General features: G+C 67.1%; 19 protein-coding genes. 6 read left to right on the plus strand and 13 right to left on the minus strand.

Annotation, left to right across the window (positions count from 1 at the left end; translation table 11 throughout):
• Positions 1 to 52 precede the first annotated feature (52 nt).
• From VI26_RS12550 to soxR, 3 genes are all read right to left on the minus strand, one after another.
• A complete protein-coding gene (locus tag VI26_RS12550) occupies positions 53 to 487 on the minus strand; it encodes a CesT family type III secretion system chaperone (RefSeq protein ID WP_053074391.1) in 435 nt (144 codons plus the stop codon).
• A gap of 63 nt (positions 488 to 550) precedes the next feature.
• Positions 551 to 1,507, minus strand: coding sequence for a hypothetical protein (locus tag VI26_RS12555; protein WP_048410082.1), 957 nt, complete (start codon positions 1,505 to 1,507; stop codon positions 551 to 553).
• Positions 1,508 to 1,863: 356 nt separating this feature from the next.
• Positions 1,864 to 2,358, minus strand: coding sequence for a redox-sensitive transcriptional activator SoxR (gene soxR / locus VI26_RS12560; RefSeq protein WP_048410083.1), 495 nt, complete (start codon positions 2,356 to 2,358; stop codon positions 1,864 to 1,866).
• Positions 2,359 to 2,430: 72 nt separating this feature from the next.
• On the opposite strand from soxR, the gene VI26_RS12565 reads away from it, so the two are divergent.
• Entirely contained in the window at positions 2,431 to 3,441 is a 1,011-nt protein-coding gene (locus VI26_RS12565; RefSeq protein WP_048410084.1) for a questin oxidase family protein, read from the plus strand.
• A 1-nt stretch (position 3,442) separates the two neighbouring features.
• Here the strand turns inward: VI26_RS12565 and VI26_RS23265 are convergent, their stop codons facing one another.
• The 10 genes from VI26_RS23265 to VI26_RS12615 all read right to left on the minus strand — a co-directional run bounded on the left by VI26_RS23265 (position 3,443) and on the right by VI26_RS12615 (position 10,990).
• Positions 3,443 to 3,970 (minus strand): hypothetical protein, encoded by a 528-nt coding sequence (locus VI26_RS23265; protein WP_053074392.1) that lies wholly within the window; start codon positions 3,968 to 3,970, stop codon positions 3,443 to 3,445.
• A complete protein-coding gene (locus VI26_RS12575) occupies positions 3,967 to 4,662 on the minus strand; it encodes a hypothetical protein (RefSeq protein WP_048410085.1) in 696 nt (231 codons plus the stop codon). Before VI26_RS12575 ends, VI26_RS23265 begins: the two co-directional genes overlap by 4 nt.
• On the minus strand, positions 4,619 to 5,206 hold the full coding sequence (locus VI26_RS12580) for a type III secretion apparatus protein OrgA/MxiK (protein ID WP_048410086.1): 588 nt from the start codon (positions 5,204 to 5,206) through the stop codon (positions 4,619 to 4,621). Before VI26_RS12580 ends, VI26_RS12575 begins: the two co-directional genes overlap by 44 nt.
• On the minus strand, positions 5,199 to 5,954 hold the full coding sequence (locus tag VI26_RS12585; RefSeq protein ID WP_048410087.1) for an EscJ/YscJ/HrcJ family type III secretion inner membrane ring protein: 756 nt from the start codon (positions 5,952 to 5,954) through the stop codon (positions 5,199 to 5,201). Before VI26_RS12585 ends, VI26_RS12580 begins: the two co-directional genes overlap by 8 nt.
• Positions 5,951 to 6,256 (minus strand): type III secretion system inner rod subunit SctI, encoded by a 306-nt coding sequence (gene sctI, locus VI26_RS12590; RefSeq protein ID WP_048410088.1) that lies wholly within the window; start codon positions 6,254 to 6,256, stop codon positions 5,951 to 5,953. The genes VI26_RS12585 and sctI overlap by 4 nt, the downstream gene beginning before the upstream one ends.
• A 42-nt stretch (positions 6,257 to 6,298) precedes the next feature.
• Positions 6,299 to 6,550 (minus strand): type III secretion system needle complex protein, encoded by a 252-nt coding sequence (locus VI26_RS12595; RefSeq protein ID WP_048410089.1) that lies wholly within the window; start codon positions 6,548 to 6,550, stop codon positions 6,299 to 6,301.
• A 17-nt stretch (positions 6,551 to 6,567) separates the two neighbouring features.
• Positions 6,568 to 7,749: a PrgH/EprH family type III secretion inner membrane ring protein gene (locus VI26_RS12600; protein WP_156183859.1), complete on the minus strand. Its 1,182-nt coding sequence runs from the start codon at positions 7,747 to 7,749 to the stop codon at positions 6,568 to 6,570.
• Between the two features lie 336 nt (positions 7,750 to 8,085).
• Positions 8,086 to 8,838, minus strand: coding sequence for a hypothetical protein (locus VI26_RS12605; protein ID WP_048410090.1), 753 nt, complete (start codon positions 8,836 to 8,838; stop codon positions 8,086 to 8,088).
• Positions 8,835 to 9,299, minus strand: a complete 465-nt coding sequence (iagB, locus tag VI26_RS12610) for a type III secretion system invasion protein IagB (RefSeq protein WP_048410091.1) — start codon at positions 9,297 to 9,299, stop codon at positions 8,835 to 8,837. Before iagB ends, VI26_RS12605 begins: the two co-directional genes overlap by 4 nt.
• A complete protein-coding gene (locus VI26_RS12615; protein WP_048410092.1) occupies positions 9,296 to 10,990 on the minus strand; it encodes a HilA/EilA family virulence transcriptional regulator in 1,695 nt (564 codons plus the stop codon). Before VI26_RS12615 ends, iagB begins: the two co-directional genes overlap by 4 nt.
• A gap of 616 nt (positions 10,991 to 11,606) precedes the next feature.
• On the opposite strand from VI26_RS12615, the gene VI26_RS12620 reads away from it, so the two are divergent.
• The 5 genes from VI26_RS12620 to VI26_RS12640 all read left to right on the plus strand — a co-directional run.
• A complete protein-coding gene (locus VI26_RS12620; RefSeq protein WP_048410093.1) occupies positions 11,607 to 12,002 on the plus strand; it encodes a hypothetical protein in 396 nt (131 codons plus the stop codon).
• Positions 12,003 to 12,096: 94 nt separating this feature from the next.
• Positions 12,097 to 14,694, plus strand: a complete 2,598-nt coding sequence (locus tag VI26_RS12625) for a hypothetical protein (RefSeq protein WP_156183860.1) — start codon at positions 12,097 to 12,099, stop codon at positions 14,692 to 14,694.
• A gap of 34 nt (positions 14,695 to 14,728) precedes the next feature.
• Positions 14,729 to 15,571 (plus strand): hypothetical protein, encoded by an 843-nt coding sequence (locus tag VI26_RS12630; RefSeq protein WP_156183861.1) that lies wholly within the window; start codon positions 14,729 to 14,731, stop codon positions 15,569 to 15,571.
• A 406-nt stretch (positions 15,572 to 15,977) separates the two neighbouring features.
• The gene (locus tag VI26_RS23270; RefSeq protein WP_053074393.1) at positions 15,978 to 17,126 is read left to right on the plus strand and encodes a glycerophosphodiester phosphodiesterase family protein; all 1,149 of its coding nucleotides are present in this window, start codon (positions 15,978 to 15,980) and stop codon (positions 17,124 to 17,126) included.
• A 784-nt stretch (positions 17,127 to 17,910) separates the two neighbouring features.
• A partial coding sequence (locus VI26_RS12640; protein WP_048410096.1) for a hypothetical protein occupies positions 17,911 to 18,125 on the plus strand: 215 nt, incomplete at its 3' end.

Consider the following 18,125-nt stretch of genomic DNA (forward strand, 5'->3'; position numbering starts at 1 on the left):
GTACTTGGGTATGCCGGCGGCCTCGGCCGTTTTCGTGCTGACCTTGTCCCGCTCAGCAGTGCAGCCGGGCGTGACGCTGGCGCAGCGCCTGCGGCGCAAAGGCCGGCGCGGCGGCTTCCGGCGCGCGGCAGCATTGTTCGGCGCAGTCGCTGAGGCGTTCCAACTGCCGCTGCAGCGCGGCGGCGTCGCAATGCGCCAGCGGCTGGCGGTTCCACAGCACCCAGTCCTGGCTGTGCGCGGATTGGCCTATCACCGGCTTGAGCGGGTCGTCGCTGAACAGGTTCTGCCGCAGCGGCGGCGCGTCCGCTTGCGCCTGCTGCGGCGACAGGCAGCAGAACATCAGCAGTTGATGCGCCGGCTGTTCGCTCAGATGCAGCGCGTGTTCGCCCACTTGCAGGGTGAACAGCGCGTTGTCGATCTGTTCCGGCGGCTGCAGCGATAGGGATTGGCAAAGTTCGGCGACGGCGTGTTGGAAAGGCGTGGGCATGGTTTTTCTTTTTTGGATGAGAGAAGGGAAGCCGGCCGCGCGCGGCGGCCGGCGGCATGGCGCTTATTCCGAGCGCTGTGGGCGCTTGGTCAGCAGTTGCTGCATTACCGTGGCGTACTGAGCACGCCACGGTTCCACCGTGACGGGTTTATCCGCCGGCGAGGAAGGTTGCCCGGCTGACGGGTCCGCAGGGGCTGCGGGCTCATCCAGCCAGCCTTGCAGCAGCGCTCCGCCAATCGCGGGCATGGTTTTGGCCAGTTGGAGATCGGTCATCTGCCACAGCGGCGCGGAAATCTCGATGGAGGTTTTACTGAACGCGCTGCCGGTGCCGGTATCGGCATGGCGATGGCTCAAGGCCAGGGTGCGCATCGCCTCGCTTCCGCACTGCTTGAGCGGCCCTTCCGGCAATTGCGACAACATCTCGCGGTGCAGGCGGGTGACGTCTGCGCCGCTGGCGTGCAGCGCGTGCAGGTCTTGATCGCTGGGCAGCGGCAATTGCTTCAGGGTGTCCTTGATCAGCGCGGCAATCTCGATGTGGCTGAGCGAGTCCGGCGCCATCTCTCCATGCGCCATCTGTTGTTTCACGTTCTGCAATTTCTCGTGCGATGCAGGCACGCGGAAGGCGCCGTCCATATTGCGCTTATCCGCCAGGCTGTCCTGGAACGTATCGCACAGGCGGCAGAAATTGGTGGCGAACGACGCGTTGAGATGGGACACGGGCGCTTGCTGAGCGCTGGCCTCGGTTGGCTTGGCCTGGCCGGCCAGCGTGCGCACCCAGTCCGGAATCGCGCCGAAGAAGCGGGAGACCCGGCCGCACAGCGGCTGGAAGAAACGGCGCACATCGGACAGGCACTCGCTCAAGACCGCGTGGGCCTTGCCGCGGCTTTCGGCGCTGTCGTCGATGCGCACCGGCTTGCCGTTGAGGCTGCCGGTTTGGGCTACGGGGGTTTCGGGGGCCTGGGCCGGGGCGTGGGCTTGGCCGGCATTGGGCCGGATGGAGGTAAAGCCGAGAAATACCATGGTGGCGCTCCAGTGGCGTTGAAATGGGCGCCATTACAGCGCGCCGTTGTAACAGCGGCTTTCAGGAAGTGCTCAGAACCTGTTTACGATCTGCTACGCGTTGGCGATACGGCGTTGAAACCGAGCTCAAAATGCTCATGTACCAGGTGTACATTCCGCTTTTTCGCCCGTTTTCGCCTTGTCTCGCCTTAGCTCGCGAGATCGTAAACACGTTCTCAGAACCTGTTTACGATCCGCTGCACGTCGGCGGGATGGATAGAAATGGGCGTTGAAACCGAGCTCAGTGCTCATGTACCACGTGTTCTCAGCCGCAACGCCTTGTCTCGCTCTTGCTCGAGAGACTTTGGAACAGGCTCTCAGCCCGGTTCTTGGTCCGGCGCTTCCATCGGCGGTTCGCCTATCAGGTAACGCGGCCCATCGCCCAGGCTGGCCGCGCGGTCGCCGGGGTTGTACAGCGCACACTGACTCAGCGACAGGCAGCCGCAGCCTATGCAGTTGCCCAGCCGGTCGCGCAGCCGGGTCAACTCGTCTATGCGCTGCTGCAGGCGCGGCAGCCAGTCGGCGGACAAGGCCTCCCAATCGCGCGGCGTCGGCGTGCGCTGGCTGGGCAGCGCGGCCAGCGAGGCGCGGATGTCGTCCAGGCTGATGCCGACGATCTGGGCGGCGCGGATAAAGGCGACGCGGCGCAGCGCGTCGCGCGGGTAGCGGCGCTGGCCGCCGGCGGAACGGACGCTGTGCAGCAGGCCCTGGGTTTCGTAGTAGCGCAGCGCGCTGGCGGCGACGCCGGCACGGCGCGCCAACTCGCCTATGCTGAGCCAGGGGTTGGGCTTGGATGAGGGGGAGGCTGGCATGTCCGGACTCGCTTGACTTAAAGTTGACTTTAACTTTTATCGTGACGGCAGGTTTTTTTCAAGGAGGACGCCATGAACGCGCCAAGCCGTCACACCGAACTGCATGCCTTGCTGGACGCCAACCACGAGTTTTCGCTGATGCACAGCGACACCACCAACCATTGCCCGATGGCGCTGACCGCGCTGGCGGAAATGGGCGCGGAGCCGCATCAACTGCGCACCTTCTTCGATTTCTGGGAAAGCGAGCGCGCCGAGCCGGCCGAGCCGGTGGAATACGATATCGGCTGGCGGCGCTGGGACGCCGCCGTGGGCCGGCTGGACGCCTTCCCGGCCTTGCTGCGGGTGATGGAACAGCGGGTGGCGGCGTGCGGCGTGGACGAAACCGTGCGCGAGGTGTTGGGCAGCCTGCCGTTCTCGCCGGGCGGCGGCGCCTTCCACCCGTTGATCCGGCTGGCCTTCGCGCTGCGCGCCGGCCACGCCGGCGAGGCGGCGGCGGGCCTGGCCTATTATCTGTGCGCCTATCTGCGCCTGCCCGCCGGCCTGGACGCGCAAGCGCCGGCCGCCTCGGCCGAGGCCGGGCTGGAACAGCTGTCGCGGGCGCTGGCCGGCTGGAACAGCCCGGATTACTGGATACACGATCGCTTCGACGCGGTGCTGGCCGATCCGCGCTTTGCCGCGGCGCTGCCCGGCGCGCCGCAAACGCCGGACTGGCTGGATGAATTGGCGCGGGCCGCGCTGCGGGTGTATTGGCAGACCGACAACTTCACCGCGCTGCACATGGTGACCGCGACGCTGGCGCTGCGCGACGTGCTCGAGCACCTGCCCGGCCTGGCGGCGGAGGATTGGCATCCAGCCTTGTGGCGGACCTTCTGCGTCGCCTATGTGTCCATCGGCGCGCCGGCGCTGGAAGCGGCGGAACTGCCGGACGCGCAACCGGCCTGGCCCTTATTGCTGCAGCGGGTGCTGAAGCTGCGCAACGAGCATGTGATCAAGCTGGTGTACGCCTGCCACCGCGAGTTCCAGCGCAGCGGCGATGTCTTCTACCATGCGGCGGCGGCGCGGGCCTTGTGGGACGCGGTGTGAATCACCAGTCCTCCATCTCCTTGGGCACGCCGCCGGACAGGATGGCCTCCTGCATCCATTGCTGCATCATGCCGCCGACGCCGATATTGCCCACCAGCGAGGTCATCAGCGCGGTGTGCAGCGGCGAAGCGGCGTCGACCTGCTCCAGCGTGCGCTGGATCATGTCGTTCTTCTGCTTCAAGGTGGTGAAGGCCAGTTCGCCGGTGGCCGGGTCCTTGAAGTCGGCCAGCAGCTTGCCGACGGCATCGGCGTAGCGCTGTTTGTCCTGCTGCGAATCGCTTGCCGGCGGCTGCAGCTGGCGCAGCGCGGCGAGGAAGGCCACCGCCACCGGGTCGGCATTGAAGTCCGGCCATTTGTGCGGCGGCGGTTCGACCGGCTTGGCGTCGTCGGCCTCCGGCGTTTCCGTCGGCGGCGCGGCGCCGCCGGCGTCTTGCGTCGCGGCCAGCAGCCGCTGCTGCAAGGGAACGATGTCATCGCCGCCGCCGGCGGCGGCGAGGCTCAAGGCGGACAGGTTCAGCGAGGGAATCATTCCGGGCTCCGCTTGGCGGCGGCCAGCGCCGCCAGGTCTTGTTCCAGCCGCGTGATCAACTCGCGCAGCGCTTGTTCCGACAGCGCGCGGCAATCCTGCGGCATCTGCTCCAGGCATTGCAGCAGCTGGCGGCTGGCCGGTTCCACGTATTGCTCCGGCTCGAATTCCGCCGCCTGGTCCGCGCAGCGCATCATGAAGCGCGCGTCGGCGTGGTAATCGATCTGGATCGTGCCGGGCCAGTTTTCCGTCAACAAGGCCATCAGCCGCGGCTGCAAGGCGCGCGCGCGCTTGGGCAGTTGCAGATAGAGGGTGGCGTCCGGCGCGTCGCGGTCGCGCAGCCATTCATCCAGCAATAGCAATAGGGTGTCGGGATGGTCCACCGCCGCGGCCAGCATCGCGCGCGCCTCTTGCTCCAGCCGCTCGCGCCAGCGCCAGGCCATGGCCTGGCTGGCGGCGAAATGACCGGCGGCCTGTTCCAGCGCGGCGAGCATGCCTTGTTGGTAACCGGCTTGGCTGGCTTGTCGGCGCAGGGTCTCCGCCTGATGTTCGGCGTCGCGCAGCACGCGCTGCGCCTGCCGTCGCGCTTCGCGTTCCAGTTGGTCGGCGCGCGCGGCGCGGCGCAGCTGGGCGCGGCGCACCAGCACGCCTTCAACGGCGGTCGGCGGGCGGGGTGTGGGGATGTCTCTGGGCATGTTGTAGGGCCAAGGTCAGAATCAGGGCGTCGGCGGCCGGCTGCGGCGGCGCGGCGTCCACCTCCGGCGGAAACAGCAGCGGCAGCCGCTGCGCCAGCGGGCGCGGCAGCCGTTCGCGCCAGGCTTGCAGGCGGCCGTAGCCGGTGAGCAGCAGCGCGCCGTGGCTGAGCGCCGGCTGCTGCGCGGCGGCGGCGTCCGGCGGCAGCGCCACGGCGGCGAAATCCCGCGCCCAATCCGGCAGCCGCAGCAGGCCCGCCTGCCAGCCCAGGCCGGCGCGCAGCGCGTGGCAGCCCAGCAGATAGGCGGTTTGCGGCAGCCGCCGCCAGTGGCGCAGCCATTGCCGCGCCAGCGGGTCCAGGTCGGCGTCGGCGCAAGCGCTGTCCAGCCGGTAGGCGGCGATCAGCAGCTCATTGGCCGCCGCGCGCGCCGGCGCGGCCGCGGTCAGCGCCGGCGGCAGGGCCAGCCGCCGCGGATGCAGATAGGCCAGCGGATCGAACAGCAGCGCTTGCAGCGCCGGCGAGCGGGCGGCGGGCCGCTTATTCATGTCCGGCCTGCGGCTCGGCGGCCGGCGGCTCGGCGGCGGGCTTGGGCGCGCGGCGCTGCCACAGCCAGGCGGCGGCCGCGCCCAACAGCGCGATCAGCGCCACGCCGGCCATCAGCCAGCTCAGGCCGGAGCCACGCTCCTCCGCCGGCGTGGTGGGCGCTTGCTGCTGCGCCTCGCTGCGCCGCGACAGCACCACCGAGATATTGTCGTAATCGATGTCGGCGAAGCTGTTTTTCAGGAAGCGCTTGATGTCGTTGACCATCTGCTCCGGGTCCACGTCGCGGTCGTACACCGCCAGCGCGGACAAATGGATGGGCTTGGCGGCGCGGCCGCCCTCGCCGGAATCCAGGTCGTAGCTGACGTGCACGCGCGCGGACAGCACGCCGTCCATGGTCTGCAGCGACTGCTCCAGCCGCTGCTCGATGGCGGAATACAGCCGCGCCTTCTCCGCGCGCGGCGAGGACACCAGCGAATCCGCCGGGAACATCTGCGCCACTTCCACTCGCGGCCGCGACGGCAGGTTATAGGCCTTCAGCCAGTCCACGGCGGCGGCGAAGTCCGGCTGCGCTACCGCGATGCTGAAGCCGGTCTTGCCGCGGTCGGTCTTGTCGGCCTCGATATTGTGGCGCTGCAAGACGGCGATCACTTCATTGGCCTGCTGCTGATCCAGGCCCTTGAGCAAGTCCTTCTGCTGGCAGCCGGTCAGCAGCAATGCCAGCAATACGGCTTTGAAACCATGGCGGATCATGAGCGCAGCAGGCTTTCTACCGCGCCCACGGTCTTGCGGGTGAGGGTGCTGATCATCGACACCTCCAGGTTGTAATTGGAGGTGCGCTGCTGCAGTTCCATCAACACGGCGGGGTTGCTCAACAGCCCCGGCTGTTCCAGCCGCTGCAGGATGGCGTCCTTCTCCATGCCAACACCGACGGCGTTTTGCGAGAAGGCCTGGATCAGGCGGTCGTCCAGCGACACGAGATTGTGCTCGGAGCGGGTGATGTCGCTGACCTGGGCGGTCAGCGCGTCCAGAGATTGGGCGGCGATGGGAATCATGGGTGGACTCCTGGAGCGCCGGCGCGCGGCCGGCGCCGGGGTTTAGCGGAAGTTCTGGATGATGGCCGCGTCGATGTCCTTGAACACTTTGACGGTGTTGGATTGCGCGTTGCGGTACAGGTTGTACTCGGACAGCTTGCTCTGGTAGTCGGCCAGCAACTGGGGGTTGGACGGGTTGCCGTTCAGCTTGTCCAGCGCGGTGGTCAGCTCGCCCTGGAGCTTGCTGGTGCCGGCGTCGAACTCCTTGGACATGTCGCTGAGGGTCCAGTCCGGATTGGTGATATCGATTGCCATGGTGGTTTGCCTTTGGTTTACAGGGGTTTGGGGAAATACCAGTGGCCGGTCGCCATCTTGACGTAACCCTGGTTGCCGTACTTGAAGGACTTGCCCTTGAGCCAGTCGTCCTTCAACTCAATGGCGAATTGCACGTAGCGGCCGCCCCACTGGCGGTAGTAGTCGTCGACGAAGCGGCGCGCGCGCAGCAGCTCGCCATCGTCCAGCGCGCCCTGGATCACGAAGGTGACGCCATTGGGCTGCTCGCTGCGGGTGAAGGGCAGCGCCTGGCGCGACAGGCCGGTTTCGGCCTGGCTTGCGGCGGCGGCGTCGTCCACCGGCACGATGTCCACAGCGTCGGCGTAGGGCATCTGCTCGGTCAGCCGCTGCGCCAGCGCCTGGCTGGCCGGGCCGCCCAGCGCGGCGCGCTGCTGGCTGACCCACAGCTGCGGCCGGCGCGGGTTGTCCAGCTGCAAGCGGTAATAGGGCAGGTGCGGGTAGTGATCCGCCAGCCAGCGGCCCATGCGCTCGTTCTCCTGCTGCGGGCTGAGCACTCGCGCCGGGCGGCCGTAGTCGCCGCGCGCCAGTACTTGTCGCGCCCAGGCGCTGTCGCGCTCATTGGCGGCGGCGACGTAGAACACGCCGTCGCGGCCGGGCAGCACCTGGAAGCGCTGGCTGTCGCGTCCCAGCAGCGCGTTCAATTCCGAAGCCTGGCGCTGCGGCGTGTTCCACAGCCAGTAGCCGCCGCCGGCCAGCAGCAGCGCGGCCACCACCGCCAGCGCCACCGCGCCGACGGCGTGACGGCGCGCCGGTTTCTTCTCGGTGGCGGGCGCGGCCAGGCCGTGGCCCAGCACTTCCGGCGACCAGGCCAGATGTTCCGGCCGCAGCGCCAGTTCCAGCGCGCCGACGCGTAGCGGGCGGTTGAATTCGGCCTCGCGCTCGGCGCTGGCCGTGTCCGCCAGTTCGCGCAGCGTGACCCGGCCGGGGTCGGCGCGGTCGATCAGCACCTCGAAATTGACGCCGCCCTGTTCCAGCGGAATGAACAGGGTGTCCGCCGGCAGCTCCGGCAACTGGCCGGCGTCGGCCAGCGCGGCGGAGGGGCCGACCAGGAACAGGGTCTTGCCCGGCTGCAACAGGAATTCGCAGCCGCGCAGCGGGCTGTTGAGCAGGCGAACCACGATGGGGGCCGGCGCGGGATGTGAGATGTCTTCAGCTGCCATGGTGTCTGTCGGTGAGTGCGCAAGGTTCTGCGATGTTTGCATCCACTTTAAGCGCATGCCGGCGTGGATTCCTGATGGAAAACCGATGAAATCTCGGGAGGAAAATCAGATTCGGGGCGGAGGGAAAAAGCATGGCGGCTAACCGCGGGCGCGGCGGCCGCCATGTAAAGGGGGATCGGGGACGGTGCGGGTTTAGAACCTGTTTACGATCTGCTGGCGTCGTGGAGCGTTACATGGTGAGTACACCTTCGAAATGCTCATCTACCGCTTGTACATTCCGCTTTCTCAACCGCAACGCCTTGTCTCGCCTTGGCTCGCAAGATCGTAAATACATTCTTAGCGCTCTTGGGCGCCGGAGGCCCGCGCCGCCATTCTTTGTTCTCTAAGGGCTTGTCGCTCCTTCAATTCATTGATCAGCTTTTCTCCCTCCGGCGAGGCGGCAGCGGGCTTGGAACCCGGCTCCTTGCGCAGTTTTTGGCTCTCTGCGTCGCGCAGTTGCTGGATATCGGCCGCGCTGGCCGCCGCGACCTTGTGCCAGGCGCGCGCCGGGCCGGCCGTCGCGTTGACGGGCGGAGGCGGAGGAGGCGGTGGCGGCGGCGGCGGAATCTGACCGGGTGGCGTTGGCTGCGGCGCGGCGGCCAGGACCGGGGCGGCGGGAGCGGCCGGCGCGGCTTGAACGACGGCGGCCGGCGCTGGCGTCTCCTTGGCCGGCGCGCGCTTGCCGGCGCTGCCCTCCAGACTTTTCTGGAAAGCCTGGAAGGTCTCGGGCGACATCTTCAACATGCGCTGCAGCGCCATCGGATCGCGCTTGGGCGTCGGCGCGGCGTCGGCGCGGGCTGGCCCGCCGTTCGCCTGTGCGATGGCCTGACGCAGTTTGCCCATGGGCCGCGCCGAAGTCTCCGCGCGAACCTGGGGCGCGGCTGGTTCGAAAGCCAAGCGCAATTGGCCGACGGTGCCGCTCGGGAGCGCGGCGGATTGGCTGACGCCGCGCAACTGGGCGGCCCAGGCCGAGGAAGGGCCGGGCTTGGGCGCGGTGGGCGGCGGCGTCGCGGGCAGCGCGCGCGCGGCGGGGGGAAGCGAGCGAATCATGAGAGCTCCTTGCTTGGGGGTGGTGGGGCTGAGCGCAGTTTCTGGTAACGCCGCCACACTTGCTCGGCGTAACGCATGCGCAAGGCGCGGCGCGCGGGCGCGGTGCCGGCGTTGTATGCGCCCACCGCTTCCCAGGAATAACCGTAGCGTTTCATCATCTCGGCCAGGATGGAGGCGCCGACGACCACGGACAGGCAGGCGTCGCCCAGCAACTGCGGTTCGGTGACGCCCAGCTTGCGCAGCCGCGGCAAATGGGTGCTGTTGATCTGCATCAGTCCCAGGTCGCGGCTGCCGTCGCGGTTGCGTCCAACCGCGTCCGGCTTGAGGCCGGACTCTTGCAGCGCGATGGCGTAGAGCAGGTCCGGCGCGATATTGAACATGCGGCCGGCGCGATCCCAGCAGTCCGCGCGCGCGGCGCCGGCGCACAGCAACAGCGCGGACAGCAGACAGGCGCGGATCACGCCGCCTCCGGCTGGGAGGGGAGGGCTTGCTCGGTCAGCGCGCTCAGCCGCGGATCGTGGCGCCAGGCCTTGATCCACAGATAGCCTTCGGCCTGCAGCTGCCGCCAGTGCTGGATGGCGGCTTCCGGACCGTGAGCGGCCAGGATCAGCGGCAGCAGGCTGGAACGCACCTGGCGGCTGTCCACCTTGGCCAGGAAGGCGCGCAGCGCCGGCAGCGCCGCGTCGCCGCGCCGGCAGTAGTCGATATAGCTGTGGTTGAGGGCGAGCAAGCCGGCTTCCTCGCCGGACGCGCGCACCGCCTGCACCAGCTCGTCGGCCTGGGCGTGCTGGCCTTGCAGCGCCAGCATCAGCCCCAGCACGCTTTGCAGCACCGGGTGGTCCTGGCCGTACTGGCACAGCTGGCGCTTGCCCAGCGACACCGCGTCGTCGATGCGGTGCTCGTAATAGGTCAGCCACAGCTTGAGAATGCTGGCGGAGATGCGCGAAGGGTCGCGCTCCAGGCAGGCATCCAGCGCCTGCTGCGCCTGCGCGAGCCGGCCGGACAGGAATAAATGCCAGGCGTGGTAGTAATGGATGTCGATGGCGTCCGGCGCCAGCAGCCGCGCCTGTTCGAACAGCGCCTCCGCCACCGCCTGTTCCGAGCGCATGCTGCTGAGCAGCGCCAAGAGGCCCAGCGCCTGCGGATTGGCGGCGTCCAGCTCCACCGCCTTGTTCACCGCCTGCTGCGCCTGGATCAGCGCCTGGGCCTGGTCGAACAAGCCCAGCTGGGCCAGGGTCAGATAGCACTCGGCCAGGCTGCAATAAGGCAACGCGTGGCAGGGGCCGGCGCTCACGCATTGGCGCAGCAGCGCCAGCGCGCGGCGCAGGCTGGACGGCGTGTGCTGCTGCAGTTCGTGGCGGCCGTTCAGATAGGTGATGGCCATGTCCAGCGAGCCCAGCTCCTGGTTCTGGCCCTGGTTCCAGCGCAGGCCGGGAATGCGTTGCGGCAGCAGGCTGGCCAGCCGGGTCTGCAGCGCGGTGATCGGCTGTTCCGGGCTCAGCTCTATGCTTTCGTGGTGGATCAGCTGATGGCCGGCGGCGCGCACCAGTTCCACCCGCAGCTTCCAGACGCCGCCTTGCTGCAGGGTCTGGCCGGCCAGATAGTAGTCCGGGCGCAGCTGGTCGATCATCGCCACGATGTCGGCGACGTCGCGGCAGTTCTGGGTGATGGTGGCCGGCAGCACGATCAGGCCGAACGGCGAGTAGCGCGACAGGCACTGCACCAGCGCGTCGTGCAGGCTGACCGCGTCCAGTTGCGGGTGAGTGCGGAAGGGCAGCACCGCCACCGAGCATTGCGCCGCCAGCGGCGTGGGCCGGGACACCACCGCCACCGGGCGGCTGAAGCGGTAGCCCTTGCCGTAGACGGTGTCGATGTAGCGGCAGCCCTTGGTTTCCAGCAGGATGCGCCGCAGCGCGTAGATGCAGCGGGTCAGAGATTCCTCATTGACCTCGCCGTCCGGCCAGACGCGGTCCAGCAGCGTGTCCTTGCTGACCAGCTCCCCCGCCGCTTCCAGCAGCGTGGTCAACACCGCCAGTTCCTTGGGAGGGATGCTGATCTGCTGCTCGCGGTGCAGCAGCATGCCGTCGAAGTGCAGAACGAAGTCGCCAAAAACAAATTGCCTGTTCATGAAGCCATCTTTATGTAACGCCATCTTCTAGTTCCTCTTGCGCGCACGGCGCAATAGCGCATGGCGGGCCATGCGGATCGAGTCGACCAATGCCGCGACTTATGTGCTATTCCCCGTAGCGTCGCGTCATGTCGGCGTGTTTTTTGTTCGGTGGATCTGTTGGGTGATTTGCGCTGGTTCTTGGGACCGGCTGCGGATTTCGCATCGCGCGGCGTGTGCTCCGCCGCTTCCCGCCCGCTGTAGCCTGGGATTGCCAGTGTCGTCAACTGGCGGTCAAGGTCTTCTTCCGGTCATAAAAACAGAGAGAGTGGATGGTACTTTTGCCGCCAAGGACCAGCTTGCAAAAAATGTTCAGCGAATGACACGGTTCATCTGTCCTGATTGTTATGTCGTTGGAACGTAAAAATGTTTTTGATTTCCTTTAGATGACAAGTCCATGTGTAGAAATACTACGTGAGGGAGTGCTTGCTACAAATGGGAAAACTCTCAAAAACGCGGCGGCCGCGCGAGCGCGCCGCGCGGCCGTTTTATGCAAGTTCGCCCTTGGGCTTTGGAGTAGTTTGACGCTGTCGCCGAGCACGCGCCGGCGGCCACTCATCACCGTCGTTCTGGCCTCGCCGCCACATCAGGAGCGTTTGAAATGTTGTTTAAGGTTTCGTCGAATCAGAACATCGCCCGATCCAGCTCCGCTGACGCCGCGGCGCCGGCGGAAGCGCTTGCGCCCAGAGAGAAATCGGGGCTGGCGGCGGCGTTCAGCGCTTACGCCAATACCGCTGACGCCACCGTGACCGCGCCGCCGGCGCAGCCCAGCGGCGCCGAGGCGTCGCGCCAGTGGGGCAGCGAAGGCTGCCAGCAAGTGCTGGACAAGCTCGCCAGGATCAAGGCCGAAGGCGCGCCGCCGGGCACCGAGAAGGCGCTGCAGGACTTGCAGCAGGGGCTGGAGCGCTTGCAGGCGAAGCTGGCGTCCGGCGGCGGATGCCTGGACCTGGGCAGCAATCTGAAACACGCCGCCGCCGTGGCGCAGCCACGGGGCTAGCGCCCCGCATCCGTCCGCGGCTTCCGGGATGCCCGGACAAAGGTGATCGACAGCGCGTTTACGTTGCAAACAGGCGGTTATCGAGGAGGTGTACATGCTGGACACAGTTGCAAGCGGGGCGGGTACGGTGCGGTTGCAGGGCTTCCGTCGCCTCTCGGAAAATTCGGAACCGCGGCCGGCGCAAGGCCTGGCGGCGGCCTTGAGCGGCGCGCGCGGCGCGACAGAACGCCGCGTGGAAGACGCGCCGCCGGCGCGCGGCGCCGAAGTCAGGCTCAGCGACGACACGCTGCGCTTGCGGCGCGAAGACCTGGGCCAGACTCTGCTGGCGATGCGGCGCGAAGCCTATCGCCAGGCCGAGCCGGAACGCTCGCGCTGGCCGCGCTGGGTGCAGGCCTTGAACATCCTGCCGCGCAGCCACACGGTGACGCCCAAGACCGTGGCCATCATCGAAAGCCTGCGGCAGAGGCTGGCGGCCGGCGACGCGCAGACGCCGCTGGACATCAAGGAATGCGCGCGGCTGTCGCTGGAGATGGAAGCGCTGACGCGCGCCTTGCCGGCCGGCGGTCCGCTGGCGGAACTGGGGCAGCGGCTGGCCTTGCTGGGCCAGGCGGCCTGGGCGCAGCTGGCGCGGACGGAGGCGGAAGCGCAGCTGCTGCCGCAATTCCAGCGTTTCGATCAGCCCGGCGTCAGCCAGGAACGCCGCGTCGGCGGCTCGCTAGGCGTCGGCCTGGGCCTGGGAGAGGCGGGCACCGGCGCCAAGGCCAGCTTCAGCGTGGGCCTGGCCTGGAACCGAGGCATGGACAACGACGACGAAGGCTTCGTGTTCCAGAACCAGGGCAAGGCGATATCGGCGCGCGCCGGTGTTCAGGCCGGCGTTGGCGTCGCCTCCTTGTCCGGCGCGCTGGAAGGCCGCCGCCAGCGCACCACGGCGACCGAATACGCCAGCGCCACCGCCTTCGTCAAACTCAAGGCGGAGCAACTGACGCACGGCTCGCGCCGCGACACCCTGGGCGTCAGCGCCCGCACCGCGGTGGGCGCGCTGATCCGTCTGTTCCGTCCTAGCCACGGCAATGAGTTGCGCCAGTACCGGCAACTGCAGCAGCAGGCCGCCGATCAACAGCAGCGGCTGGGCGTCTTGCTGGGCTGGCTGGGCCAGCGCGACAGCGCCGCGTCCCTGCCCGGCGCGCAGATACCCTATCTGCCGCCCAGCACGGTGGACAGCGTCAAGGGCAGCGCCTCCGCCCGCGCCGAAGCCGTCGGCATCGGCGCCGGCGTCGCCGCGACGGTGGAACGCATCGACATCCAGGCCGACGCGCTGACGCCGATCTGGCAAGGCCTGAGCCAGGAACAGGGCGCGGCGCGCAATCAAACCATCGCCGCGCAGCGGCTGGCCGGCATCGAACAAAAAGCCGCCGCGCTGATGGGCGCGGACACGCGCAGCCGGCCGTTGAGCTGGCTCAGCGGCGCGCAAAGCATGGCGGCATTGCGCGAACAGACGCCGGCAAGGCTGCGCGACGCGACGGACAGCCTGCGCGCCGAATTCGAACACTTCTGCGCCGTCGCCCAGCAATTGGACGCCGGCATCGGCAAACGCGAGGGCGGCGCGGCGGTGGAACGCTCGATCCAGAGCGCCTGGCGCGCCGGCAGCCGCGAGGAAGCGCTGGCCAATATGGCGCTGGCCCAGGCCGCGCTGCGGCTGGCCGCGACGGACAAGGGCGACGCGGCGCTGCTGCAAAGCCTGGACCAACTGGCGCCGCGCTTGTACGCGCCGCCCATCCGCCACGACCCGGCGGCGCTGGCCAAGCGCACCAGCTTCCACGACGTGCTGCGCCTGCAAATCCGCGACCGCAGCGTGGCGCTGGACCTGGGCGGGACGCTAGGCCCGCTGGGCCTGAAAGCGGAAGCCTCGCTGACCGAGCGCACCCGCCTGCACCACAACCCGGTGCGCGCTGGCGATTACAAGGACGTGCGGCTCAGCCTGTCCGGCAATCTGGGCGGCTCTTGGCCGCTGGACGCCTTGCGCGACGCGCTGAGCGCGCAGCTGGCGCCGCATGGCCTGGCCGCCGAGGTGCCGGCGGCGCTGGCCGGCCTGCAAAGCTCGGTCGGCGTGCAAGGCGGCGGCGCGCTGACCCTGCTGCTGCGCTTCTATCGGCCGCAATACCAGACCCAGGCCGATTTCCCGGCCGAAGCCGCCGGCTTCCGCCTGCAACTGAGCCGGGTCAGCGCCAGTGGCGATCTCGGCCTGTCCGCCTCCGGCGGCGTGCCGCTGCAGCCGGGCGTGTCGCTGGAACTGGGCCTCAACGCCGGCGCCTCCGCCACCGCGGTGCTGGGCGAGCGCTGGGGCGACAACAGCCTGAGCGCGCCGCTGATGCACTATCTGCACCTGAAAGCGGTGGACGAGAGCGAGCGCTGGCCGGCGTTGCGGCAGGCGCAACGCCCGGCGCTGGAAGCGCTGTGCCGCAAGCTGGCCGAGCCGGGCTCGGCGGTGCGCCAGGAAGCCGCTTACTACCTGCGGCGCCAGGGCGAGGACGGCGCTGCCTTTTTCGCCGCGATGGAAGGCTTCGCCGCCGGCCGCGCCGGCTTCACCGCCGCCGCCGCCGCGCTGGACGCGCTGATGGAACGCCAGTACCCCTTGTGGCAGGCGGACAAGCAGAGTTTCGCCGGCTGGGAAGAACTGCCGCTGGCGCGCTAGCGGCTGTCGTTAACGAGCGAGAGGACATATTTCGATGAGAATCACGGCAAGCGGCGCGGCGATGCCGCCGCCGCGCCCGGAAGCGCCGCCGCCGGCGGCGTCCAGCCGGCTGGCGCAGTCTATCAAGGGCGTGGACCACGCGGGCGAACCCGCGCCGCGACCGCTGGAGCGTTTCCGCGACGCCGCCCGCTTCGTCGCCGCGCTGATGCCCAGGGAAGGGGAAACCGGCCTGGTGGACGAGGAATTGCGTGAAGCGCGCGATCCTCGTCATCGCTACCGGGAATACGCGCAGCCGGCGCATCGGCAATGGGTGGCCAGCGGCGACAACGCCAGGGAAAACTTCTTCGCCTGGATGGATGCCCGTCCGCAACTGGAAATCAACCTGGCTAGGCCGGGCCAGCCGCCGCGCATGGCGCGCTTGGGCGACGCGCCGCAAGTCAGCTATCTGAGCGACGCCGCCGCGCGCCAGCCCTATCTGGCGGAAGTGGCCGACGGCGTATGGCGGCGGCCGGACGGCACGGCTATCGACACCACCGGCTCCAACGGCAAGCTGGGCATGCCCGGCTACGCCATCCTGGTGCTGGACCGCGACGACAGGCTATTCGTCCACGACGCGGTGCTGGGTCGGCTGCACCATACCAGCGCCAGCGCCGGCAAGCCAGTGCGGGCGGCGGCGATGATAGAGCTGCGCGAGGGCAAGGCCAGATCGCTGGTGTTGTCCTCCGGCCACTATATGAGCGATCTGGACGACCTGGAGCGGCTGCTGGCCTTCCTGGACGGCAAGATGGATCTGTCGAAACTGGCGGTGCTGGCCCCGCATGAGGACCGGGCGGAGCTGGCCGAGGTGCTGGCGCCTTATCGCCAGGCCCGGCGCTGAAGCCGGGACGGTTTCAGACGCAAGCGGCGCGCCCAATCGGCGCGCCGTTTTTTATGTCTGTCCGGGGCAAGCGGTTCATTTGAAGTGCTTGATTTTCATTGGTGTGGTGCGCGTGTGAAAACTCGCCGACTCAGCGCTAAGCCACTCGCTCGGATAGTTGTTTTTTGAAAGTCCCTCAATCTTGGCCTGGCTACCATGCAGTCATGCCTCGCATCGTGCCAAGCCGGAGACCTGTCATTCCATCTGTGCGGCGCAAGCGTTCATTTCTTATTGCACTAGGGGTTTGATCATGCATATTTCCACGGCTTCCACCCATACGACATCCACTATCCACCAAACCGGCTCCGATACCGGCGGGCAAGCCAATCAGGGCATGACTCGCTTGAATGAGGGAGACAAGCAAACAATGCTGCAGTCCCGCGCTTACAGCGAAATGCTGAAAGAGCGCACCGGCCAGCATCTGCTGCTGACCGCGCATCGCGGCACCGGCCCCACCAGCGTGTTCGGCTCCTCTTTCCCGGACAAGTATCTGCCGGAAAACACCCTGCCGGCGATCAAGGCCGCCATTCTGGAGGGGGCGGATGCCATCGAGATCGATATCTTCAAATCCGGCGACGGCAAAGTGGTCGTCACCCATGACGATGAAATCTGGCGTAACGCTTTCCAGGCCGACCGCAGCGGCGCTCAATTGCCGGAAGGGGAAACCAAGGCGTCCTATCTGGTTGGACAAAAGACGGTGGAGGAACTGAAACAGATTCCACTCGGCCACAACGGCGAAAGCATGCCCACCTTGGCCGAAGTGATGGAACTGGTCAACGACGCCAACCAGACGCTGACGCAATATGGCAAGAACCCCATCATCCTCAACATCGAGCTGAAAGACGCCGGCGCGGTCAATGAAATGCTGGACCTGCTGGCCGATGGCTCGGATGGACATGCCTCCACGCCGCTGGAAAACATCGTGTTCTGCTCGTTCAAGCACGAAGCGCTGAAGGAACTCAAGGACAAGGCCGAGCAAAGAGGGATGACCGGCATCAATATCGCGCCTGGCATCAAAACCGCTGACTTGTTTGGCCAGGACAATATGAATCCGGATTTCTCGCTGAAAGATCCGAACGCGGGTTACCACCCGCAGGCGATGGATAATCTGCGCAAGCTGGTGGAAGGGAATGGTTTTCAGGGCTACGACGGCATTTTGTGGGACTTGCGCGAACCCATCGTCGATCTTGCCGTCGCCGGCAACAAGGCGATTCACGCTTCGACCTCGGATTTCCGCCAGTATGCGGACAACAGGGATTTCTCCCATGTGCTGCTTGAATTGAGCAAGCGTGTTGATACTTTCTTCAAGTGCGACAACGTCGACGATGCCCGCAAGGTATTGCTGGAATCCAGCATCCTGCTCAATGGCATCGGGATTCAGATGATGCACAAGCAGAATGCCGCCGGCGAGGATAGCTTCTACTTCTACCGCCCTAGCGATCAGCAAGATACCAGCGCCATCTTGCAGACGGGCGCGAACAAGCCGATTGCCTACTCAAAGCTGGGCCGCGATTAAGCCGGTCCGGAGCGCCGCGTCGGCCTGCGGCTTCCCGCCGGGTCCCGTCAGGCCCGAGGTGCGGCTGAACTCATTAAGACCTCGGGCCTGCCTCCCGTCGGCAGGCTTGAAGGGACCCGGGGCGCGTCGGATACGTGGTCTCCTACGTATCTAGCAACGCTTAACCACATCTACAAAAGATCGTGAACAGGTTCTTGGACGTGATTTCCTCGCCATGTGCGGGTTTGATCTCGCTGCGCTTCCTTGACGCTCTCCATCCGTCTATTTAGGCTGGGTCCCGCGCCGTACCCATTCGGAGCGGGCCGTGGCAGGGAGTCCGAAAGGATTGCCGGTTCTTTGGAAGAAGCTAGCCGGTTTTGCCACCTTGCCACGTGCCTGCTCTAGCCCCATCTCGGCGGGTTTCCAAGCCGATAGGGCGACCGTGCCGCCCCCTTTGGCCTTTCCTCCTGCTATTCCCTCTTACGTTGGCCCTCTGTGCGCGGTAGAACAGAATGAGTCCGCGCTGTCCTTGACGCCCCCTTCCAGCCTGTTTAGGCTTGGTTCCGCGTCGTGCCTAATCACGCGGCGCCGGGCTGGCAAGCCTATAAATTTCTAGACCGCAGACAAGTCGTGTCCGCCTTTGGCACAACTACGTCTGCCGCCACGCTGTACCCATTCGGGGCAGGCCGTGGCAGGGAGTCCTCTGGACTGCCGGTCGTTGGTCTAGTAAGCCGGTCTTGCCACCTTGTCACGTGCCTGTCCTAGCCTCGCCTAGGCAGGTTTCCAAACTGACATGGAGACCGTGATGACCTTTCCTACCTTTCCCTCTTGTATTCCTCCGCCTGATCCGGAAGAAACCGCCGCCGCGCCGCTGGAACAACTGCGGCTATGCCTGCAAGCGCTGCCGGCTGCTACGGGCAATCTGCTTGAGCTGGGCGCGCTGAGCCGGCAATTGAGCCGCTGCCACGCCGAACTGGACGCCGCGCTGCTGCGAGGCGCGATCGATCTGCGCGCCGCCCA

The sequence above is a fragment of the Chromobacterium sp. LK1 genome, from assembly GCF_001043555.1.
Taxonomy (GTDB): domain Bacteria; phylum Pseudomonadota; class Gammaproteobacteria; order Burkholderiales; family Chromobacteriaceae; genus Chromobacterium; species Chromobacterium aquaticum.